Here is a 23,254-nt window from a genome sequence, read left to right on the forward strand (position 1 = left end):
GGAACGCATTCCAACTGTAGGAGTGAGCCTGCTCGCGATGCTTTAGGTAGCCCACCGCGGTTTACGCTTCTGCACAAAAGCCATGGTGCCCTCGATCCCTTCTTCTCCCGTCACCGCTTCGCTAAACCACTGCGCCGCTTCATCAAGCAACTCAGCCGATGGCTGCCCGGCACTCGCCAACAACAATTTCTTGGTCAGCGCATTCGCCTCCGGCGCACAACACAGCACATGCTGCAGCACCTCATCCAGTCGCTCCGCCAGCGCCTGCGCATCTTGCTCGACAAAATGCACCAACCCCAAACGGCGTGCCTGATGCCCGTCGAAACGTGCGGCGGTCAGCGCCAGTCGCCGCGCCTCGGTCAGGCCAATGCGCTGCACCACAAACGGCGCGATCTGCGCCGGCAGCAGACCAAGGCTGGTTTCCGGCAAACCGAATTGCGCCTGATGATCGGCAATCGCAATGTCACTGACACACGCCAGCCCAAAACCGCCGCCGAGCACTGCGCCTTGCAGCACCGTGATCAACACTTGCGGCGCGTGCTGCGCTTCTTCCAGCAAAGCCCCGAACGCACGATTCAATTCACGGTAAGCATCGGCACCTTGAGCACGGGCACTGGCCATGTCCTTGATATCGCCCCCGGCACAGAAATGCCCGCCGGCGCCGCTGAGCACCAGAGCGCGAACACTGCGATCCTCGCGTACCGACGCCAGCACCGCACGCAATTCGCTGACCATTTGCAGGCTCATCGCATTGCGGCTGTCCGGGCGATTGAGGGTGATGTGCAGCACGCCGCCATGCAGTTCCAGCAACAGCGTCTGGCATTCTGGCAGGCTGCTCATTTCTTTTTCCCCGGCAGGATGCCCATCAGTTTGCAGATGATCCCCAGCATGATTTCGTCGGCGCCGCCGCCAATCGACACCAGCCGCACATCGCGATAAGCGCGGGCCACCGGGTTGTCCCACATGAAGCCCATGCCGCCCCAATATTGCAGGCAGCTGTCACTGACTTCGCGGCCCAGACGCCCGGCCTTAAGCTTGGCCATCGACGCCAGGCGCGTGACGTCCTGGCCTTTCACGTACTGCTCGGTGGCTTGATAGACCAGCGCGCGCAGGCATTCGATTTCGGTTTGCAGTTCGGCGAGGCGGAAGTGGATCACCTGGTTGTCGATCAGCGCATTGCCGAAAGTTTTGCGCTCCTTGCAGTACTCGATGGTGCTGTCGACGCAATATTCCAGGCCCTTGATCATGTTCGCCGCACCGAACAGACGTTCTTCCTGAAACTGCAGCATCTGCATCATGAACCCGGCGCCTTCATGGCCGATGCGGTTGCGCTGCGGCACGCGCACATCGTCGAAAAACACCTGCGCAGTTTCCGAGCTGCGCATGCCGAGCTTGTCGAGGTGCGAACTGAGACTGATGCCCGGGGTGGTCATCGGCACCATGATCAGCGACTTGTTGATGTGCGGTTTATCGTCGGAAGTATTCGCCAGCAGGCAGATGAAATCAGCACTCGGCGAGTTGGTGATCCACATCTTGCTGCCATTGATCACGTAGTCGTCGCCGTCCTTGCGCGCGGTGGTTTTCAGCCCGGCAACGTCGGAGCCAGCGCCGACCTCGGAAACGCCGATGCAGCCAACCTGCTCGCCGGTGATTGCCGGCCGCAGAAACTCTTCGCGCAATTCATCGGAGCCGAAACGGGCGAGGGCCGGGGTACACATGTCGGTCTGCACGCCGATCGACATCGGAATGCCGCCGCAATGAATGGTGCCGAACTCTTCAGCAGCGACAATCGAATAGCTGTAATCGAGACCCATGCCGCCGAATTTTTCCGGTTTGGAAATACCGAGCAAACCGAGGTCGCCGGCCTTGCGGAAAATCTCGTGGATGGGAAAGCGCCCGGCCTTTTCCCATTCATCGACGTGCGGATTGATCTCGTGCTCGACGAACTGGCGGACGGTACGGCGCAGGGCTTCGTGTTCCGGGGTGAAGATCATTTTTTATTGTTCTCCGTAAGATCCGTGGCGGTCAGAACCGGCTGACGCCGAAGCTGTTGGGTTGCAACGTGCGAATGTCGGCTTCGTGGCAGATGTCGAGCAAATAGCCGAGCAGCGTGCGCGTGTCGCGTGGATCGATCAGCCCGTCATCCCACAGGTTGGCGCTGCCGTAGAGCGCGGTGGATTGGCTGTCGAGTTTCTGCGCGGTGACCTGTTCGAGCATATCGAGCATTTTCGGATCCGGCGTCAAACCGTCCTTGAGCTGTTTGGCTTCGGTAACGATGCGCAGAACTTTACCGGCCTGCGCGCCGCCCATTACAGCGGTGCGGCTGTTCGGCCAGGCAAAGATAAAGCGCGGATCGAGACCGCGTCCGCACATCGCATAGTTACCGGCACCGTAGGAGCCGCCGACGACGATGGTCAGTTTAGGCACCCGCGCGTTGGCCACCGCTTGAATCAGTTTCGAGCCGTGTTTGATCACGCCTTGCTGTTCCGATTCGGTGCCGACCATGAAGCCGGTGGTGTTATGAAAAAACAGCAACGGCGTCTGGCTCTGATCGCACAACTGAATGAACTGCGCCGCTTTGCTCGCACCGTTCGGCGTGATCGGACCGTTGTTGCCGATGAAACCGCAGGCGCGCCCCTGAATCTTCAATTGCCCGCAAAGGGTTTGCTGATCGAACTCGCCCTTGAATTCGAGAAAGCAGGATTCGTCGGCGATACGCGCGATGATTTCGCGCACGTCGTAAGGTTTTTTCGCATCGTCCGGGATTAGCCCGAGGAGTTCGTCGATCGGGTAGAGCGGCTCTTTGTATTGCGGCTCCGGCAGCCATGGCAGTTGTTCATTCCACGGCAGCATTCGCAGAATTTCACGCACCTGACGCACGCCGTCGGCATCGTTTTCCGCCAGGTATTCAGCCGTGCCGGCGACTTGCGCGTGCATCTCGGCGCCGCCGAGTTCTTCATCGGTGGCGACTTCCCCCGTGGCCGCTTTGAGCAACGGCGGGCCGGCCAAAAACAGCTTGGCCTTGCCGCGCACCACCACCACGTAATCCGACAGCCCCGGCTGATAAGCGCCGCCCGCCGTGGCTGAGCCGTGCACCACGGTGATCTGTGGCAAACCCATCGCCGACATCCGCGCCTGGTTGGCAAAACTGCGCGCACCTTCGACAAAAATATCCGCCGCGTAATTGAGGTTGGCACCGCCGCTTTCGGCGAGGGTAATCACCGGCAGTTTGTTTTCCTGAGCGATCTGTTGCAGGCGCAGGGATTTTTTCAAACCGCTCGGTGAGATCGTGCCGCCCTTGATCGCACTGTTGTTGGCGACCACCATTGCGCGGATGCCACAAACGTAACCGATGCCGGCGATCAGTCCGCCACCGGCCGAGCTGCCGTCCTTGTCGTCATGCAACTTGTAGCCGGCGAGACTGGCCAGTTCGAGAAACGGCGCGCCGGGATCGAGCAACAGATTCAGGCGTTCGCGCGGCAGTAACTGTCCGCGCTTGTCGAATTTGGCTTTGGCTTCGGCGGCTTTGTTCAGCAGGTTTTGTTCGAGTTGCTGCACTTGCTCGATGGCCACGAGCATTGCCGCACGGTTACGGGCAAAGGCCTCGCTGTGCGGATCGAGTTGGGACTGGATCTGCGGCATGGCTTACTCCTTGTCCTTCAGCACGTCTGGAAGGTAGGCGCGATGGAAGCCATTGAACGACTCGCTATGAGTCGCTTTGTGCAACGGCCAGGCACGGCTGCCGAGGCTGGCCGCGCCATCAATTTTCAATGTGCTGCCGCTAATAAATGCCGCCGCCGGACTGAGCAAAAATACAATCGCCGCGCTGACTTCCGATTCGGTGCCGATGCGCTTGAGCGGCACATGCTCGCGCAGGGTCGGAATCACCGCTTTGAACGCGCCTTCGTAAGTGTCCATGCCGCTGGAGGCGATCCAGCCCGGCGCCACCGCATTGACCCGCACCCCGGCATAACCCCATTCAAACGCGGCGGTTTTGGTGAAGTTGTCCATGCCCGAACGCGCCGCGCCCGAGTGGCCCATGCCGGGCATGCCGCCCCACATGTCGGCGAGCATGTTGACGATGCTGCCGCCGTGTTTGCTCATCGACTGATTGAACACTTCCCGCGCCATCAGAAAACCGCCAACCAGATTGGTACGCAGCACGGTTTCGAAACCTTTCTGATTGATCGAAGCCAGCGGCGACGGGTATTGGCCGCCAGCGTTGTTGACCAGACCACGAATCGGCCCGTGCTCGGCGATCAGTTCCTTGACCAGTTGTTTTACCGCTTCTTCATCACGAATATCGCAGGCCTGCCAATGCGCGCGGCCGCCGTCCTCGGCAATTTCGGCGGCGACTTTTTGCAGTTTTTCCGGTTTGCGCCCGACCAGCAGCACGTTGGCGCCGAGCGCTGCCAGTTCATGCGCGGTGCAACGGCCGATGCCGCTGCCGCCACCGGTGACGATGATGGTCTGGCCGCTGAACAGTTCGGCATTGAAAATCGACGCGTAAGCCATGCACACCATCCTCTAGTCGAGCTGTTCGGCGATGCTCTGCGGCACCGGGATCTGGATTTCCAATAATTGCTGGGCGAAGGCCTTGCCTTGCGGGTCGATGCGCAGACTGGCCACGCCGCCACCGCCGAGGGCGTTTTCCAAAAGAAAGTTGAGGCTGTGGGTGCCGGGCAGATACCAGCGTTCGACGCGGCCGTGGATTGGGTCGAGCACGTGGCTCATCCAGTCGACGATCACTGCCGGGGTCAACGCTTCGGCGATCCACGGCAGGTATTCGGGTTTGCGCGGCAGCACGCCGATGTTGCTGTGGTTGCCCTTGTCACCGGAGCGCGCCACGGCCAGTTTCACCAGTGCCACGCTGGCATCGGCGCGGCCCTGTGGTTTCGGCGGTTGCTGGGCAATGGGCAAGTCTTCGCTGTCGAGCGCGACCAATGAGGGCAGGGCGCAAGGATGGCGTTCACCGGCCAGATCGATCTGCAAGGTGCAGGCGTTTTTATCGATCAGGAATGAGAACAAACGGATCAGCGGGTACACGGTTGGCCGTCCGCCAACGATACCGGTCAGCCCGGGCGCCATGCCGGTCGCGGCCTGGGCGATTTCTCGGGAGAACAGAATCAGCGCCTGTTTGCTCGGGTGCCGCACGGCGAGTTTGATCACCACTTCGCGGCTGTCGCGACGTTGCCCGTGCGCGCCGTAAGTGGCTTCGCTGCCGAGCAGTTCGATGTGGGTTTCGCTATAGGGCGCCCAGCCGCGCTGGCTGAACATTTCCGCGGTCTTGTCGATGATTGCCTGACTGACGCGCTGCGCTTTTTCAACGGCATCGATACCGGCGATCAGGCAACTGGCGGTGCAGCGAAAGCCGTCCGGCCAGGTGGCGCTGACCTTGTATTTATCCGTCGGCGGCAGGCCTTTGGCGCCGTGAACGTGTACCGCGTTTTTGCCTTGCTGCTGAAGTTTGACCTCGGTGAAGTCGCAGACCACGTCGGGCAACAGATACGCCTGCGGATCACCGATTTCATAAAGCATTTGCTCGCCGACGGTCAGCGGTGTAACCAGTCCGCCGGAGCCTTCCGGTTTGCTGACGATAAATTGGCTGTCGGCGCTGACTTCGACGATTGGAAAACCGATGTGCTCGTAATCCGGCACGTCGCGCCAGTCGGTGAAATTACCGCCGGTGCATTGCGCGCCACATTCGATGATGTGCCCGGCCAGTGCGGCTTGGGCGAGTTTGTCGTAGTCGTGCCACGACCAGCCGAATTCGTGCACCAGCGCGGCGCTGACCACGGCGCTGTCGACCACGCGGCCGGTGATGACGATATCGGCGCCCAGTCGCAACGCTTCGACAATGCCCGGCGCACCGAGGTAGGCATTGGTCGAGACGCACATTGGCGGCAACGGGGCGCCGCTGAACATTTCAGTGATGCCGCTGAGTTGTTTGAATTGTGGTTGCAGGTCATCGCCGAGCAACACGGCGATTTTCAGTGGGATGCCGGCCTTGTCGCAGGCCGCTTGCAGGGCAGCGGCGCAGGCTTGCGGGTTGACCCCGCCAGCGTTGCTGATGACGCGGATATTCTGCTCGGCCAGTTGTGGCAGCAGCGGCGTGAGGACTTCGATGAAGTCGCTGGCGAACCCGGCCTGCGGGTCTTTCATGCGCGCGCCGGCCATGATCGACATGGTGATTTCGGCCAGATAGTCGAAGACCAGATAATCCAGTTTGCCGCCGTCGACTAACTGCGCGGCGGCGGTCGAGGTGTCTCCCCAGAATGCACTGGCGCATCCGATGCGAACGGTGGTGGGCATTTTTATCTCCGACTCAGCAACCTGCGACAGAAGTGTCTGGAGGCTACCAAGCAAGCGCTTGGTTTGTAAACAGCGAAACACTATCTTCTGCCCAAGCGCTTGCTTGGTTGCCGTTGGCGGCTTAAATTGCGCGCAACCCTGCGGTTTCAGGGGGCAACAGACTGATCGACTGTAGGAGAGAACGGGTGGACGAGCAAAAAGCCCTGAGGGTCATGCGCGAATTGGTCGACGACGGCCAGTTGACCGACCCGGACAGCGCGCGCGGCAAACTGCTGCAAGTGGCGGCTCACCTGTTCCGTAATAAAGGCTACGAACGCACCACGGTGCGCGATCTGGCCGGTGCGGTGGGGATTCAGTCGGGAAGCATTTTTCATCACTTTAAAAGCAAGGACGAAATTCTCCGGGCGGTGATGGAAGAAACCATCCGTTACAACACCGCACTGATGCGCGCCGCGCTCGCCGACGCGAACAATGTGCGTGAGCGGGTGCTGGCGCTGATCCGCTGCGAATTGCAGTCGATCATGGGCGGCAGCGGCGAAGCGATGGCGGTGCTGGTGTATGAATGGCGTTCGTTGTCCGAAGACGGCCAGGCCAAAGTGCTGGCGTTGCGCGATGTCTACGAAGACCTCTGGCTAGAGGTGCTCGGCGAAGCCAAAGAGGCCGGGTTTATTCGCGGCGACGTGTTTGTCACTCGACGTTTTCTCACCGGTGCGTTGTCCTGGACGACCACCTGGTTCCGTGCCGGCGGCAGTCTGAGCCTCGACCAACTGGCGGATGAGGCGCTGATTCTGGTGCTTGAAGAGCGCTGAGACGTTTTCTATCAGGCGGTGAAACTGGCTAACTGGGCGAAACCGCCTAGCTTGAATGCATTGATCGGTATTTTTCGGGGAGTGGGGTGTTTTGAAGTCTTCGCCAATTCGGACGGCGTCGGGCGTGATGCTCGCAGCGCTGGCGGCATTCTGGTTGTTGCCTGCGCAAGCAGCGCAACTGGTTCGGGTGGGCGCCGCGCACTTTCCGCCGTACACCATCCGCCCGGAAAACGGTGCCGACACCGGTCTGCTGCCACAATTGGTCGAATCGCTGAACCGCCTGCAAAAAGACTATCAATTCGTCCTCGTGCCGACTTCGATCCCGCGACGTTTCGGTGATTTCAAACAAGGCCGGATCGACATGGCGATCTTCGAGAACCCTGATTGGGGCTGGAAGGAAATCCCTCACACTGACGTCGACATGGGCCTTGAAGACGCCGAGATTTTCGTCGCGCAACGTGAAGACGGTCGCCAGCAGAACTATTTCGCTGACCTTAAAGGCAAGCGTCTGGCGTTGTTCAGCGGCTATCACTATGAGTTCGCCAACTTCAACGCCGACCCGAAATTCCTCGCGCAGAATTTCAATGCAACGTTGACCTATTCCCACGACAGCAACCTGCTGATGGTGCTGCGCGGGCGCGCCGACATTGCTCTGGTGACGCGCTCCTATCTGAGCGATTACCTGCTGCGCAACGAGAAGGTTCGCGACGAGTTGCTGGTGTCGCAGCGCACTGATCAGGTTTACCACCACTATGCGATTCTGCGTCCTGCCGCGCCGATCACCGGCGAGGCGTTCGGCAAGCTGCTGCAAGGCCTGCGCGACAACGGCGAGATGCTGAAAATCTTCGATCCGTACAAGATTGCCGTGGTGCCAGTGCCGCATCACTGAGGCACTGATTTCTCTGCCAAGCCTAAATTTCCCCTGCCGGATCACGTCCCATCGTTGAACTGTCGACGATTATCGTGAGCCCGACCCATGTCCAATCTGAATGACCTGACTGCCTTGTCTTTGCCTTCGGGCAGCCAACTGGTAGCCGATGCCACCGAAAGCCGTCTGAGCCTGAGCCTGGACGGGCAACCATTGATTCGCCTGCGCCTCGATCGCGAGGCCAAAGGGCCGATCCAGATCGATGAGCGTTTCGCCTTGCCGCCGGGGCAAGCGCTGTGGGCAGCCTGTTATTGGTTGTTCGCCCGCGACCCTGAGTGCCGGCAATTGACCTGGCAACTCGATCAACCGCCGACCGAAGCCTTGCTCAGCGGTTTGCTGGTGAGCACCGAGGTGGCCGGCGAATATCGCTGCGAGCGCACGCTGTTCTGGCAACTGCCGCAACCGTGGCTTGGCACGTCGCTGACCGGCAACTATCCGCAGCAAATGGTCATCAGCGCTGGCAAGCGTCACCCGTTGCGGCCGGTGAAACCGCGCGGTGAAGTTTATCGGCGTTTCGATGCGCGGCTGGGCGCGTGGATTTCCCTGCGCACGGTGGAAATCGAAGAGGATCTGCCGCGCTTCAACCGTTGGCAGAACAGCCCGCGTGTCGCCAGTTTCTGGCAGGAAGAAGGCAGCATCGAAAAGCACCGCGAATACCTGAGCAAAATTGACGCCGACCCGCACACGCTGACCCTGATCGGCTGTTTCGATGATCAGCCGTTCGCCTATTTCGAAGCCTATTGGGCCAAGGAAGATCGTATCGCGCCGTTCTACGATGCCGACGATTACGACCGGGGCATTCACATGCTGGTGGGGGAGGAGGATCACCGTGGCCCGCACAAAGTCGCGAGCTGGTTATCGGCGCTGGTGCATTACCTGTTTCTGGACGATCCGCGCACCCAGCGCGTGGTCGCCGAACCGCGTGCCGATAACGCGAAGATGATTGGCCACATGCAGAACCAGTGCTTCCACTGCGAGAAGGAATTCGACTTCCCGCATAAGCGTGCGGCGCTGATGATTCTGGGGCGTGAGCGGTTTTTTGATCGGTGCAAGTTGGCTTGAGGTGATCTGAAAGCAAAAGATCGCAGCCTTCGGCAGCTCCTACATTTGGAATGCGTTCCCCTGTAGGAGCTGCCGAAGGCTGCGATCTTTTTCTATCTGTCGACCCGGTCTCAGCGACGCCCCGCAATCACCACATCCCGACGACTGCTCGACACCTTGCGGCAGTGCACCAGCGCATCGCGAATCATGAAGTTGACCAGGGTCGGCGAAACACCGAGTTCCTTGGCGATGTCCTTTTGCGGCACGCCGTGCAAACGGTACATCTCGAACGCGTAGCGAGTGCGGCTGGGCAGCTCGGTCAGTGCGTCGGCGATGTGCTCCAAGGTGGAGAAGTTGATGTGCGAGGTTTCCGGCGAAGCACCTTGAATGACCACGTTCAGCCCTTCCTCTTCAGGGCCTGAGTATTTCTGCTCCAGCGCCTGTTTGCGGTAGTGATCGATGGCCAGGTTGCGCACGATCTGGAACAGATAACTCAGTTGCGCCTTGATCGACGACGTGATCGGTGGCGCCGATTGCAGTCGGAAAAACGCATCCTGCACCACGTCTTCGGCACGTGACCGGCAGCCGGTAATGCGGGCTGCAATCTTGACCAGAATCAGTCGATTGTCGACGAATGCCTGAAGTAGCGGTGAATCGCACCTGCTTGTGGATACTGGTTCCGTCATGGAAATCACCTTGCTGCCAAATAGGTTAGTGGGACGCCTTGGGGGGACGGGGCCGTCCTACACATCGAGCGACAAATTATGTTGAATGATAATGATTGTCAATTGAGAAAGAGAACTAATGATACAAATTGGTGCGTTGTGAGAACTGCGACACGCCGCCGCATGCCAGCCCCGTTGGCGATCCAGCCTGCCGACTAATTATTTCAAGACGTCATCCGTTCTCATTGGTGAATGGTTCCGGGTACCGAACCCCGACCAGACAGCATTCCGCAGCCTTGCGCGGTCGGCACAGACCGCGCCCTGCATGCCCTTGAGGGCGTGACGCAGCAACCCGATTCCACTCAGCAAGCCGACTTCAGGCAGGAAACCTCATGACCGACGCGTTCGACATCCCCAGCACTCTGGTCCAAGCCCTCCAGCGCCGCGCGGCCCTGACGCCGGATCAACTGGCCTTGCGTTTTCTTGCCGAAAACGAAGAACAGGCTGTGGTGCTCAGCTATCGCGAACTCGATCAACGCGCGCGCACGATTGCTGCCGCATTGCAGGCTGAGGCGGGATTTGGTGATCGCGCGGTGTTGTTGTTCCCCAGCGGCCCGGATTACGTCGCGGCGTTTTTTGGTTGCCTGTACGCGGGCGTGATCGCAGTGCCGGCGTATCCGCCGGAATCGGCGCGCCGTCACCATCAGGAACGTTTGCTGTCGATCATCGCCGACGCCGAACCGCGTCTGCTGCTGACCAGCGCCGACCTGCGCGACGCCTTGCAGCAGATCGAAGGCGCGCCGCCGCTGTTGTGCGTCGACACACTCGACAATGCGCTGGCCGAAAATTGGCTTGAACCGAACCTGCCGCCAGAGCACATCGCCTTCCTGCAATACACCTCCGGCTCGACCGCGTTACCCAAAGGCGTGCAGGTCAGCCACGGTAATCTGGTCGCCAACGAACTGTTGATCCGCCACGGTTTCGGCATCGATGTGAACCCGGATGATGTGATCGTCAGTTGGCTGCCGCTGTATCACGACATGGGGTTGATCGGCGGTCTGCTGCAACCGATCTTTAGCGGCGTGCCGTGCATTCTGATGTCGCCGGCGTACTTCCTCGGTCGGCCCCTTCGCTGGCTCGAAGCGATCAGCCAATACGGCGGCACCATCAGCGGCGGGCCGGATTTTGCCTATCGCTTGTGCAGCGAACGGGCCAGCGAATCGGCGCTGGAGCGTCTCGACCTGAGCCGCTGGCGCGTGGCCTATTCCGGTTCCGAACCGATCCGCCTCGACACCCTGGAACGCTTCGCCGACAAGTTCGCCGCGAGCGGTTTCAGCGATAACAGTTTCATGGCCTCGTACGGTCTGGCCGAGGCCACGCTGTTCGTCGCCGGCACCCCACGCGGCACCGGCATTCCTGCACTGCGCGTGGACGATCAAGCGCTGGCGCAAAATCGTGCCGAGCCGGGGGATGGTTCCCCGATCATGAGTTGCGGTATCAGCCAGCCTGAGCACGCGGTGCTGATCGTTGAGCCCAATACGCTCGTAGAACTCGCCGACAATGCCGTCGGCGAAGTCTGGGCGACCGGCCCGAGCATTGCCCTCGGTTACTGGCGCAACCCCGAAGCCAGCGCCAAAACCTTCGTGCAGCACGCTGGCCGCACCTGGCTGCGCACTGGCGACTTGGGTTTTATCCGCAACGGTGAACTGTTCATCACCGGTCGCCTGAAAGACATGCTCATCGTGCGCGGCCACAACCTCTATCCGCAGGACATCGAGCAAACCGTTGAGCGCGAAGTTGAAGTGGTGCGCAAGGGCCGCGTCGCTGCATTCGCGGTCAATCAGAATGGCGAAGAGGGTATTGGCATCGCTGCAGAAATCAGCCGCAGCGTGCAGAAAATCCTGCCGCCGGAAGCGTTGATCAAAGCCATCCGCCAAGCCGTGGCCGAGGCGTATCAAGAAGCGCCGAGCGTGGTCGTGTTACTCAATCCCGGCGCACTGCCGAAAACCTCCAGCGGCAAATTGCAGCGCTCGGCGTGCCGCAATCGTCTGGCCGATGGCAGCCTCGACAGCTACGCGGTGTTCCCGTCGAGCGCCACTGAAACTCAAGAATCGATAGCCAGCGCCTCCGAACTTGAAACGCTGATCGGCAAAATCTGGGCTGAGCAACTCAACGTCAAACAGGTCAACGCCGACGATCACTTCTTCCTGCTCGGCGGCAACTCGATCGCTGCCACGCAAGTGATCGCCCGTGTTCGCGAAGTACTCAGTCTGGAGCTGAGCCTTCGCCTGCTGTTCGAAGCGCCGACCCTCTCCGCGTTTGCCGCCGTAGTCGCCCAGCAACAACAGGACGGTGGCAGCGCGCAAGGTGAAATCACCGCGCTGTCACGTTCCGAGCCGATGCCGCAATCGCTGGCGCAAAACCGCTTGTGGATCACCTGGCAACTCGACCCGCACAGCAGCGCCTACAACATTCCCGGCGGCCTGCGCTTGCGTGGCGAACTCGATGAAGACGCACTGCGCGCCAGCTTCCAGCAATTGATCGAGCGCCACGAATCCCTGCGCACGCGTTTCTTCGAACGTGACGGCGTTGCTCTGCAACAAGTCGATGCCGCTGCCGATTTCAACCTGCAATTGATCGACATCAGCGACCTGCCAGCCGATGAACGCGAAGCCCGCGCGCAGCAGATCCGCGACGACGAAGCCCGCACTCAGTTCGATCTGGAGAAAGGCCCGCTGCTGTGGGTGACGTTGATCCGTCTCGACGATGAAGATCACCAATTGCTGGTGACGATGCACCACATCATCGCTGACGGTTGGTCGCTGAACGTGTTGATCGACGAGTTCTCGCGCCTGTACGCCGCTGCCTCGCAAGGCGCCACGGCCAACCTCGCGCCGCTGCCAACCCAATACGCTGACTACGGCAGTTGGCAGCGCCAATGGCTGGCGCAAGGCGAGGGCGAGCGGCAACTGGCTTACTGGAAAGCGCAGTTGGGCGACGAGCATCCAGTGCTGGAGCTGACCACCGATCATCCGCGCTCGGCGCAACACAAACACAGCGCTGCACGTCACACCGTGCGTCTGGACGTCAGCCTCAGCGAGGCGATTCGCAACACAGCGCAAGCGCATCAATCGACACCGTTTATGCTGTTGCTCTCGGCATTGCAGAGTTTGCTGCATCGCTACAGCGGTCAGCGTGATCTTCGCATCGGCGTACCCAACGCCAACCGTCCGCGCCTGGAAACTCAAGGCCTGATCGGCTTCTTCATCAACACCCAAGTGCTGCGTGCAGAACTTGATTCGCGCCTGCCATTCGTTGAGCTGCTGGCGCAAACCCGCCAGGCCACACTCGGCGTACAGGCGAATCAGGATCTGCCGTTCGAACAACTGCTCGAAGCTTTCCCGCAGGCCCGCGAACAAGGTCTGTTCCAGATCATGTTCAACCACCAGCAGCGCGACCTCAGTGCGCTCAAACGCCTGCCGGGTTTGCTCGCCGAAGAGTTGCCGTGGCACAGCCGCGAAGCCAAGTTCGACCTGCAATTGCACAGCGAAGAAGACCGTAATGGTCGCCTGACGTTGTCCTTCGACTACGCCGACGAACTGTTCGACGCCGCGACCATCGCGCGACTGGCCGAGCATTTCAGCAACCTGCTGCGCGACGTCTGCGAGCGTCCAGAACAAGCCATCGGCGACCTGCAACTGCTCACCGTCGGCGAGCACGATCAGCAGAAAAACTGGAGCGTCGCGCCGTGCGTTCCGGCACAACAATGGCTGCCCGAACTGCTCGCCGAACAAGCGCGGCAAATCCCGCAACGCACCGCGCTGGTGTGGGAGGGCGGTAGCCTCGATTTTGCCGAACTGCACACGCAAGCCAACCGCCTCGCGCACTATCTGCGCGACAAAGGTGTCGGCCCGGACGTTTGCGTGGCCATCGCCGCCGAGCGTTCGCCGCAACTGTTGATCGGCCTGTTGGCGATCATCAAGGCCGGCGGCGCTTACGTGCCGCTGGATCCGGATTACCCAGCTGATCGCCTGGCTTACATGCTCAGCGACAGCGGCGTCGAATTGCTCCTGACTCAAACCGAATTACTCGGCCGGTTACCGGCCAGCGACGGCGTCAGCGTGATCGCCATGGACGCCCTGCACCTGGAAAACTGGCCGAGCCAGGCACCGGGTCTGCACTTGCACGGCGACAACCTCGCCTACGTGATTTACACCTCGGGCTCCACCGGCCAGCCGAAAGGCGTCGGCAATACGCATGCGGCACTGGCCGAACGTCTGCAATGGATGCAGAGCGCTTACGCGTTGAATGAAACCGATGTGCTGATGCAAAAGGCGCCGATCAGTTTCGACGTCTCGGTGTGGGAATGCTTCTGGCCGTTGATCACTGGCGCGCGCCTGCTGATTGCCGGCCCTGGCGAACACCGCGATCCGCATCGCATCGCGCAATTGGTGCAAGAACACGGCGTGACCACGCTGCACTTTGTACCGCCGCTGCTTTCGCTGTTCATCGACGAACCGCTGAGCGCCGAATGCACCAGCCTGCGCCGCGTTTTTTCCGGTGGTGAAGCGCTGCCCGCTGAACTGCGCAATCGCGTGTTGGCGCAACTGCCGGCGGTGCAATTGCACAACCGTTACGGCCCGACTGAAACTGCGATCAACGTCACGCACTGGCATTGCACCACCGCCGATGGCGAGCGTTCGCCGATTGGCCGACCGCTGGGCAACGTGATTTGCCGCGTGCTCGACGCTGATCTCAATCCCGTACCGGCCGGTGTGCCGGGTGAGTTGTGCATCAGCGGCATTGGTCTGGCTCGCGGTTACCTCGGTCGTCCATCGTTGACCGCTGAACGCTTTGTGGTTGATCCATTGGGCGAGCAGGGCGCCCGTTTGTACCGCACCGGCGACCGCGCGCGCTGGACGTCTGACGGCGTGATCGAATACCTCGGCCGTCTCGATCAGCAGGTCAAACTGCGTGGCTTCCGTGTCGAACCGGAAGAAATCGAAGCGCGGTTACTCGCCCAGGACGGCGTCGCCCAAGCCGTGGTGCTGGTGCGCGAAACCGCTGCCGGCGCGCAACTGATCGGCTACTTCACCGCGACCGATGCCAGTGAACATCACGACGAACAAATCGCTCGTCTGAAAACCGCACTCGCCGCCGAACTGCCGGAATACATGGTGCCGGCGCAACTGATGCGCCTCGACGCAATGCCGCTCAGCCCTAGCGGCAAACTCGACCGCCGCGCCTTGCCCGAGCCGCAATGGCAAGTGCGTGAACACGTCGAACCGGTGACCGAGCTGGAACAGCAAATCGCCGCGATCTGGCGCGAAGTCCTTGGCCTCAGCCAGGTCGGTCTGCGCGACGACTTCTTTGCCCTCGGCGGCCACTCGCTGCTGGCCACGCAAATCATCTCGCGCACCCGTCAGGCCTGTGACGTCGAGCTGCCGCTGCGCGCGTTGTTCGAGCACAGCGAACTCGGTGATTTCGCTGAACAGATTCGCTTGATTCAGGTCAGTGGCCGCACCAACAAGCAGCCGCCAATCGCCAAGGTCGACCGCAGCAAACCGGTGCCGCTGTCGTACTCGCAACAGCGCATGTGGTTCCTCTGGCAGATGGAACCGGACAGCCCGGCGTACAACGTCGGTGGCATGGCGCGCCTGCGTGGCGTGTTGCACGTCGAGCGTTTCGAGGCTGCGTTGCAAGCGCTGATCCTGCGCCACGAAACCCTGCGCACGACGTTCCCGAGCGTCGATGGCATCGCCCGTCAACAGGTGCATGCCGAGACCGGCGTGCGCATGGGCTGGAAGGATTTCTCGAAAATTGCCGCCGATCAGCGCGAGCAACAGGTTCAGCAATTCGCCGATGAAGAAGCGCATCTGCCGTTCGATCTGGAAACTGGCCCGCTGCTGCGCGCCTGTCTGGTGAAGACCGCCGAGCACGAGCACTACTTCGTGCTGACCCTGCACCACATCGTCACCGAAGGCTGGGCGATGGACATCTTCGCCCGCGAACTCAGCGCACTGTACGAAGCGTTTGTCGACGACCGCGATTCGCCGCTGGAGCCGCTGCCGGTGCAGTACCTCGACTACAGCGTCTGGCAGCGCAACTGGCTGGAATCCGGCGAGCGTCAACGCCAACTCGATTACTGGACGGCGCAACTCGGTCGCGAACATCCGCTGCTGGAATTGCCCGGCGACCGCCCGCGCCCGCCGGTGCAAAGCCACCAGGGCGAGCTGTTCCGTTTTGACCTCAGCGACGACCTCGCGACGCGGGTTCGTGCGTTCAACGCGCAAAACGGTCTGACCCTGTTCATGACCATGACCGCCGCGCTCGCCACGCTGCTTTACCGCTACAGCGGGCAGACCGATCTGCGCATCGGCGCGCCAGTGGCCAACCGCATCCGTCCGGAAAGTGAGGGGCTGATCGGTGCGTTTCTCAACACTCAAGTGCTGCGCTGCCAGCTCGACGGCATGATGTCGGTCGGCGAATTGTTCGAGCAGGTTCGCCACACCGTGATCGAAGGCCAGTCGCACCAGGATCTGCCGTTCGATCATCTGGTCGAAGCCTTGCAGCCGCCGCGCAGTGCCGCGTACAACCCGCTGTTCCAGGTGATGTGCAACGTGCAGCGCTGGGAATTTCAGCAGAGCCGCATGCTCGCTGGCATGACCGTCGAATATCTGGCCAACGATGCGCGGGCGACCAAGTTCGACCTCAACCTGGAAGTCACCGACCTCGACCATCGTCTCGGTTGCTGCCTGACGTACAGCACCGATTTGTTCGACGAACCGACCATCGCGCGCATGGCCAAACATTGGCGCAATTTGCTCGAAGCGCTGATCGCCGATCCGCAACAGCGCCTCAGTGAATTGCCGCTGCTTGACGCGCCCGAGCAACAGCAACTGCTCGACAGCCTCGGCATCGAGCCGGGCGAGCATCGTCTCGACCAGTGTATTCATCACCTCTTCGCCGAACAGGCACTGGCGCGCAAGGACGCAGCGGCCCTGACTTTCGCCGGGCAGACTTTGAGCTACGCCGAACTCGACGCGCGCGCCAATCGTCTGGCCTGGGCCCTGCGCGAGCGTGGCGTCGGCCCGCAAGTGCGCGTCGGTCTGGCACTGGAGCGTTCGCTGGAAATGGTCATTGGCCTGCTAGCGATTCTCAAGGCGGGCGGTGCGTATGTGCCGCTGGATCCGGAATACCCGCTCGACCGTCTGCATTACATGATTGAAGACAGCCGCATTGGGCTGCTGCTCAGTGATCGCGCGATGTTTAACGCGCTCGGCGAGCTACCGTCGAGCGTGGCGCGTTGGAGCCTGGAAGACGACAGCGCGGCGCTCGCCGATTACCCGGCCAGTGAACTGCCGTTTATCAGCCTGCCGCAGCATCAGGCCTACCTGATTTACACCTCGGGTTCGACCGGTAAGCCGAAAGGCGTGGTGGTTTCCCACGGCGAAATCGCCATGCACTGTCAGGCCGTGATCGAGCGGTTTGGCATGCGCCCGGACGACTGCGAACTGCACTTCTATTCGATCAACTTCGATGCGGCGACTGAGCGTTTGTTGGTGCCGCTGCTCAGCGGCGCGCAAGTGGTGTTGCGTGCGCAAGGTCAGTGGGACGCGGAAGAAATCTGCGGTTTGATCCGCACGCATAAAATCAACGTGCTCGGTTTCACCCCGAGCTACGGCAGCCAGTTGGCGCAGTTCCTTTCGACGCAAAACGAGATCCTGCCGGTGCGGATGATCATCACCGGCGGTGAAGCGCTGACCGGCGAACATCTGCAACGCATCCGTGCGGCGTTCAAACCGGCGATGTTTTTCAACGCCTACGGCCCGACGGAAACCGTGGTCATGCCACTGGCCAGTCTGGCGCCGGAGGTGCTGGAAGAGGGTGCGGGCAGTGTGCCGATCGGCAGCGTGATTGGCGCGCGTGTTGCGTACATTCTTGACGCCGATCTGGCGCTGGTGCCACAGGGCGCGACCGGTGAATTGTTCGTCGGCGGCGCGGGTCTGGCGCAGGCGTATCACGATCGTCCGGGCATCACTGCTGAGCGTTTTGTCGCGGATCCGTTTGCCGCTGACGGCGGACGCATGTACCGCACCGGCGACCTGGTGCGCCAGCGTGGCGATGGCTTGGTTGAATACCTTGGGCGGATCGACCATCAGGTAAAAATTCGTGGTTTCCGCATCGAGCTGGGCGAAATCGAAAACAGTCTGCTTGATCACGCTTCGATCCGCGAAGCCGTGGTGCTCGCCCTTGATGCGCCAAGCGGCAAACAACTGGTGGGCTATCTGGTGACTGAAGTCGCCGAGCTAAGCGAAGCCAGACAGGCTGAACTGCGCGAAGCCCTCAAGTCGCACCTCAAGACACAACTGCCGGATTACATGGTGCCGACGCACCTGATTCTGCTGGCGAGCATGCCGCTGACCGCCAACGGCAAACTCGATCGTCGTGCTTTGCCGGCGCCGGATCCGGAGCTCAATCGCCAGGATTACGTGGCGCCGAGCAACGAATTGGAACAGACCCTGGCGCAGATCTGGTGCGCAGTGCTCAACGTCGAACAGGTCGGCCTCAACGACAATTTCTTCGAACTCGGTGGCGACTCGATTCTGTCGATTCAAGTGGTCAGCCGCGCGCGTCAGCAAGGCATTCATTTCAGCCCGCGTGATCTGTTCCAGCATCAAACCGTGCGAACCCTCGCCGCCGTGGCCAGTCGCAGCGAACAAGTGACAGCGGAGCAAGGCCTGGTGGCCGGTGAATCGCGTCTGACGCCGATTCAGCATTGGTTCTTCGACACGGAAATTCCGGAGCGTCAGCACTGGAATCAGGCGCTGTTGCTGGAGCCAACCGTGGCGCTGCAACCGCATCATCTGGAGCAAGCGCTGCTGGCGATGATCGAGCAGCATGATGCCCTGCGTCTGCGCTTCACCGAGTCCAACGGCCAGTGGCAAGCGACGCACCAACCGGTGCGGGATGCGGCGGTGTTGTGGCAAGTGCGCGTGGCGTCGATGGACAAGTGCGAAGCGCTGTTCGCCGATGCCCAGCGCAGTCTTGATCTGGAGAACGGCCCGCTGGTTCGCGCCTTGCTGGTAGACGGCCCTGAGGCTCAGCAACGCCTGTTTATCGCCATCCATCACTTGGTGGTCGATGGCGTGTCGTGGCGCGTGTTGCTCGACGATTTGCAAACCGTGTACCGCCAACTCGACGCCGAGCATGCGGTGAAACTGCCAGCAAAAACCAGTGCCTTCAAAGACTGGACCGCCCGTTTGCAGGCCTACGCCGGCAGCGAATCCCTGCGCGAAGAACTCAACTGGTGGCAAACCCAGTTGGCCGGTCAGAACGCCGATCTGCCTTGCGAAAACCCGCAGGGCGGCCAGCAGAATCGTCATGCACAAACCGTCAGCGTGCGCCTCGATGCCGAGCACACCAAACAGCTGCTGCAACAGGCGCCTAGCGCTTATCGCACGCAGGTCAACGATCTGCTGCTGACGGCACTGGCCCGCGTGCTGTGCCGCTGGAGCGGTCAGCCATCGGCGCTGATTCAACTGGAAGGCCACGGTCGCGAAACCCTGTTCGACGAGATCGACCTGACTCGCACCGTCGGCTGGTTTACCAGTGCTTACCCGCTGCGCCTGACGCCGCACAACATCGAAGAGGCCGCAGGGCAGGGCGCTTCGATCAAGGCAATCAAAGAGCAACTGCGCGCGATACCGCACAAAGGTCTGGGCTATGGCGTGCTGCGCTATCTGGCCGATGATTTCACTCAGCGCAGCATGGAGGCGCTGCCGCATGCACCGGTCACCTTCAACTACCTCGGCCAGTTCGACCAGAGCTTCGCCAGCGATGCACTGTTCCGTCCGCTGGATGAGCCGGTTGGCGCTGCCCACGATCCGCAGGCGCCATTGCCGAATGAATTGAGCGTCGACAGTCAGGTGTATGGCGGTGAATTGCTCTTGCGCTGGACGTTCAGCGCCGAGCGTTACGACGCGCAAACCATCCACGATCTGGCCGATGCCTATCTCGGTGAGCTGCAAAGCCTGATCGGTCATTGCCTGCAAGACGAAGCCGGGGGCCTGACGCCGTCGGACTTCCCGCTGGCCAAACTGACTCAGGCGCAACTCGATGCCTTGCCGGTGCCGGCCGCGCACATCGAAGACGTCTATCCGTTGACGCCGATGCAGGAAGGCATGTTGCTGCACACCTTGCTCGAACCGGGCACCGGTCTTTACTACATGCAGGATCGCTACCGCATCAACAGCGAACTCGACGCTGAGCGTTTTGCCCAGGCGTGGCAAGCGGTGATCGCCCGTCACGAAGCGTTGCGCGCCTCGTTCTGCTGGAACGTTGGCGAAGACATGCTGCAAGTGATTCACACGCCGGGTCGCACGCCAATCGAATATCTGGACTGGAGCGCCATCGCCGACACCGAGCAGGAAGCAAAGCTGCAAGCGCTGCTGAAAAGCGAGCGCGAGGCCGGTTTCGATTTGCTCAATCAGGCACCGTTCCACCTGCGCCTGATCAAGGTCGGCGCGGCGCGTTACTGGTTCATGATGAGCAATCACCACATCCTTATCGATGCCTGGTGCCGCTCGTTGCTGATGAACGATTTCTTCGAGATCTACACCGCTCTGGGTGAAGGTCGCGAAGTACAACTCGCCGTGCCGCCGCGTTATCGCGATTACATCGGCTGGTTGCAACGCCAGAGCCTGGCCGAAGCGCGGCAGTGGTGGCAGCAGAATCTCCAAGGGTTCGAGCGCACCACGCCGATCCCGAGCGACCGTCCGTTCCTGCGTGAACATGCCGGTGAAAGCGGCGGCATGATCGTCGGCGACCGCTACACCCGCCTGAATGTCGAGGACGGTGCGCGTCTGCGTGAATTGGCGCAGGCGCATCAGTTGACCATCAACACCTTCGCCCAAGCGGCGTGGGCCTTGGTGCTGCGACGCCTGAGTGGTGATCGCGACGTGCTCTTCGGCGTGACCGTGGCCGGGCGGCCGGTGGACATGCCGGAGATGCAACGCACCGTCGGTCTGTTCATCAACAGCATCGCGCTGCGGGTGCAGATGCCGGCAGACGATGAACGCAGCAGCGTGCGTCAGTGGCTCAGCGCTTTGCTCGACAGCAACATGCAACTGCGCGAGTACGAATACCTGCCGCTGGTGAACATTCAGGAACAAAGCGAATTGCCGAAAGGCCAGCCGCTGTTCGACAGCCTGTTCGTCTTCGAAAATGCCCCGGTGGAAGTCTCGGTGCTGGATCGCGCGCAGAGCCTGAACGCGACCTCGGACTCCGGACGAACCCACACTAACTTCCCGTTGACGGCGGTGTGCTACCCGGGCGATGACCTTGGTCTGCACCTGTCGTATGACCAGCGTTATTTCGACAAATCGACCATCGAGCGCATGCTCGGCGAGTTCAAGCGTCTGCTGCTGGCGCTGGTCGAGGGCTTCCATGGCGACATGGCTGATCTGCCGCTGTTGGGCGCTGAGGAGCAGGATTTCCTGCTGCGTGGTTGCAACCAGAGTGCCCACGATTATCCGCTGGAGCAGAGCTATGTGGCGCTGTTCGAAACGCAGGTTGCCGCGCATCCGCAACGCATCGCCGCGACGTGCCTTGATCAGCAACAGAGCTATGCCGAGCTGAACCACAACGCCAACCGTCTCGGCCATGCACTGGTCGCGGCGGGTGTGCAGACGGATCAACCGGTGGCGTTGCTCGCCGAACGCAATCTCGACCTGCTCGGCATGATCATTGGCAGCTTCAAGGCGGGCGCGGGTTATCTGCCGCTGGATCCGGGTCTGCCGAGTCAGCGTTTGCAACGCATCATCGAGCTGAGCCGCACGCCGCTGCTGGTGTGCAGTGAGGCCTGTCGCGAACAGGCGCAGACCTTGCTGGATGAATTGAGCTGCGCCAATCGTCCACGGCTTCTGGTTTGGGAAGAAGTGCAGGCCTTGGCGTTGTCGGCGACGAATCCTGGCATTTACAGCGCCCCGGACAACCTCGCTTACGTGATCTACACCTCGGGCTCCACCGGCCTGCCGAAAGGCGTGATGGTCGAGCAGCGCGGCATGCTCAATAACCAGTTGAGCAAGGTGCCGTACTTGAATCTGAGCGAGGCCGATGTGATCGCGCAAACCGCTTCGCAGAGCTTCGATATTTCGGTCTGGCAGTTCCTTGCCGCGCCGCTGTTCGGCGCGCGAGTGGACATTGTGCCGAATACGATTGCCCACGATCCGCAAGGTCTGCTGAAGCATGTGCAAGCGCAAGGCATCACCGTGCTGGAGAGCGTGCCGTCGCTGATTCAGGGCATGCTCGCCGCGGATCGCCTGAGTCTCGATGGCTTGCGCTGGATGTTGCCGACCGGTGAGGCGATGCCGCCGGAGCTGGCGCATCAGTGGTTGCTGCGTTATCCGCAGATTGGTCTGGTCAACGCGTATGGCCCGGCGGAATGTTCCGACGACGTGGCGTTCTTCCGGGTCGACATGGCCTCGACGCGCGGCAGTTATTTGCCGATCGGCACGCCGACCGACAACAACTTGCTGTATCTGCTCGATGGCGCGCTGGAACTGGTGCCGTTGGGTGTGGTGGGTGAGTTGTGTGTGGCGGGCACGGGGGTCGGTCGCGGCTATGTCAGCGATCCGCTGCGCACGGCGCCGGTGTTTGTGCCAAACCCGTTCGGTGCGCCGGGCGAGCGTCTGTATCGCACCGGTGACCTGGCGCGGCGGCGTAGCGATGGTGTGTTGGAGTACGTTGGCCGCGTCGACCATCAGGTGAAAATTCGTGGTTACCGGATTGAGCTGGGTGAGATCGAAGCGCGTCTGCATGAACAGCCGGAAGTGCGCGATGGCGCGGTCGGTGTGCAGGAGGGCGTCAACGGCAAGCACTTGGTCGGTTATCTCGTCGCAGCAGACTCCGCGTTGAATTCGAGCGAACGCCTTGAGCGGATCAAGCAGCGTCTGCGCGCCGAACTGCCGGAATACATGGTGCCGTTGCACTGGTTATGGCTCGATCAACTGCCGCTGAATGCCAACGGCAAACTTGATCGCAAAGCCTTGCCGGCGCTGGAGATCGGTCAGTTGCAGAGTCAGGATTATCTGGCGCCGCGCAATGAACTGGAGCAGACGCTGGCGGACATTTGGGCCGAGGTGTTGAAGGTCGAGCAGGTCGGTGTGCGCGATAACTTTTTCGAGCTGGGCGGGCATTCGTTGCTGGCCACGCAGATCGCCTCGCGGGTGCAGAAGTCCTTGCAACGAGATGTGCCGCTGCGGGCGATGTTCGAGTGCAGCACGGTGGAGGAGTTGGGCGAGTACATTGACGGGCTGGCGGCGAGTGACATTACCGAGGAGAAGGTGGATCGGTTGAATGATCTGATGGCGGAGCTGGAGGGACTGTAAAGATCAAAAGATCGCAGCCTGCGGCAGCTCCTACAGAGAACATCGCGTTTCCTTGTAGGAGCTGCCGCAGGCTGCGATCTTTTTGCTTTCCGGCGTCAGCGACTTCAA

10 protein-coding genes are annotated in these 23,254 nt (G+C 61.1%); 4 read left to right on the plus strand and 6 right to left on the minus strand.

Annotation, left to right across the window (positions count from 1 at the left end):
* Nucleotides 1–42: 42 nt before the first annotated feature.
* From ACIP66_RS12185 to ACIP66_RS12205, 5 genes are read right to left on the minus strand one after another with little or no spacing between them, the layout of a single operon-like run.
* Complete coding sequence (locus ACIP66_RS12185; protein ID WP_400648328.1) at nucleotides 43–840, minus strand: enoyl-CoA hydratase/isomerase family protein; 798 nt, start codon at nucleotides 838–840, stop codon at nucleotides 43–45.
* The gene (gene atuD / locus ACIP66_RS12190; protein ID WP_212543687.1) at nucleotides 837–1,994 is read right to left on the minus strand and encodes an acyl-CoA dehydrogenase family protein; all 1,158 of its coding nucleotides are present in this window, start codon (nucleotides 1,992–1,994) and stop codon (nucleotides 837–839) included. Before atuD ends, ACIP66_RS12185 begins: the two co-directional genes overlap by 4 nt.
* Nucleotides 1,995–2,025: 31 nt before the next feature.
* Nucleotides 2,026–3,642 (minus strand): geranyl-CoA carboxylase subunit beta, encoded by a 1,617-nt coding sequence (gene atuC / locus ACIP66_RS12195; RefSeq protein WP_400648331.1) that lies wholly within the window; start codon nucleotides 3,640–3,642, stop codon nucleotides 2,026–2,028.
* Between the two features lie 3 nt (nucleotides 3,643–3,645).
* Nucleotides 3,646–4,515, minus strand: coding sequence for an SDR family oxidoreductase (locus tag ACIP66_RS12200; RefSeq protein ID WP_400648334.1), 870 nt, complete (start codon nucleotides 4,513–4,515; stop codon nucleotides 3,646–3,648).
* A 12-nt stretch (nucleotides 4,516–4,527) separates the two neighbouring features.
* A complete protein-coding gene (locus ACIP66_RS12205) occupies nucleotides 4,528–6,312 on the minus strand; it encodes an acyclic terpene utilization AtuA family protein (protein ID WP_400648336.1) in 1,785 nt (594 codons plus the stop codon).
* A gap of 185 nt (nucleotides 6,313–6,497) precedes the next feature.
* On the opposite strand from ACIP66_RS12205, the gene ACIP66_RS12210 reads away from it, so the two are divergent.
* The 3 genes from ACIP66_RS12210 to ACIP66_RS12220 all read left to right on the plus strand — a co-directional run bounded on the left by ACIP66_RS12210 (nucleotide 6,498) and on the right by ACIP66_RS12220 (nucleotide 9,111).
* Nucleotides 6,498–7,121, plus strand: coding sequence for a TetR/AcrR family transcriptional regulator (locus tag ACIP66_RS12210; protein ID WP_053122234.1), 624 nt, complete (start codon nucleotides 6,498–6,500; stop codon nucleotides 7,119–7,121).
* A 91-nt stretch (nucleotides 7,122–7,212) separates the two neighbouring features.
* Nucleotides 7,213–8,010, plus strand: a complete 798-nt coding sequence (locus ACIP66_RS12215; protein WP_400648338.1) for a substrate-binding periplasmic protein — start codon at nucleotides 7,213–7,215, stop codon at nucleotides 8,008–8,010.
* Nucleotides 8,011–8,097: 87 nt separating this feature from the next.
* A complete protein-coding gene (locus ACIP66_RS12220; RefSeq protein ID WP_400648341.1) occupies nucleotides 8,098–9,111 on the plus strand; it encodes a GNAT family N-acetyltransferase in 1,014 nt (337 codons plus the stop codon).
* Between the two features lie 110 nt (nucleotides 9,112–9,221).
* Here the strand turns inward: ACIP66_RS12220 and ACIP66_RS12225 are convergent, their stop codons facing one another.
* Nucleotides 9,222–9,776, minus strand: a complete 555-nt coding sequence (locus tag ACIP66_RS12225) for an RNA polymerase factor sigma-70 (RefSeq protein WP_053122228.1) — start codon at nucleotides 9,774–9,776, stop codon at nucleotides 9,222–9,224.
* Between the two features lie 371 nt (nucleotides 9,777–10,147).
* Here ACIP66_RS12225 and ACIP66_RS12230 point away from each other — a divergent pair, with 371 nt between their 5' ends.
* A complete protein-coding gene (locus ACIP66_RS12230; RefSeq protein ID WP_400648344.1) occupies nucleotides 10,148–23,146 on the plus strand; it encodes a non-ribosomal peptide synthetase in 12,999 nt (4,332 codons plus the stop codon).
* The last annotated feature ends 108 nt before the right edge of the window (nucleotides 23,147–23,254 follow it).

Source organism: Pseudomonas sp. NPDC088429 (genome assembly GCF_044753305.1).
In the GTDB taxonomy this organism is placed as follows: Bacteria; Pseudomonadota; Gammaproteobacteria; order Pseudomonadales; family Pseudomonadaceae; genus Aquipseudomonas; species Aquipseudomonas rustica.

Bases quoted from the DNA above. Each gene is read 5' to 3' on its own strand.
- ACIP66_RS12230 (WP_400648344.1), top strand. From the start codon at position 10,148: ATGACCGACGCGTTCGACATCCCCAGCACTCTGGTCCAAGCCCTCCAG.
- atuD (WP_212543687.1), bottom strand. From the start codon at position 1,994: ATGATCTTCACCCCGGAACACGAAGCCCTGCGCCGTACCGTCCGCCAG.
- ACIP66_RS12220 (WP_400648341.1), top strand. From the start codon at position 8,098: ATGTCCAATCTGAATGACCTGACTGCCTTGTCTTTGCCTTCGGGCAGC.
- ACIP66_RS12200 (WP_400648334.1), bottom strand. From the start codon at position 4,515: ATGGCTTACGCGTCGATTTTCAATGCCGAACTGTTCAGCGGCCAGACC.
- ACIP66_RS12185 (WP_400648328.1), bottom strand. From the start codon at position 840: ATGAGCAGCCTGCCAGAATGCCAGACGCTGTTGCTGGAACTGCATGGC.
- atuC (WP_400648331.1), bottom strand. From the start codon at position 3,642: ATGCCGCAGATCCAGTCCCAACTCGATCCGCACAGCGAGGCCTTTGCC.
- ACIP66_RS12225 (WP_053122228.1), bottom strand. From the start codon at position 9,776: ATGACGGAACCAGTATCCACAAGCAGGTGCGATTCACCGCTACTTCAG.
- ACIP66_RS12205 (WP_400648336.1), bottom strand. From the start codon at position 6,312: ATGCCCACCACCGTTCGCATCGGATGCGCCAGTGCATTCTGGGGAGAC.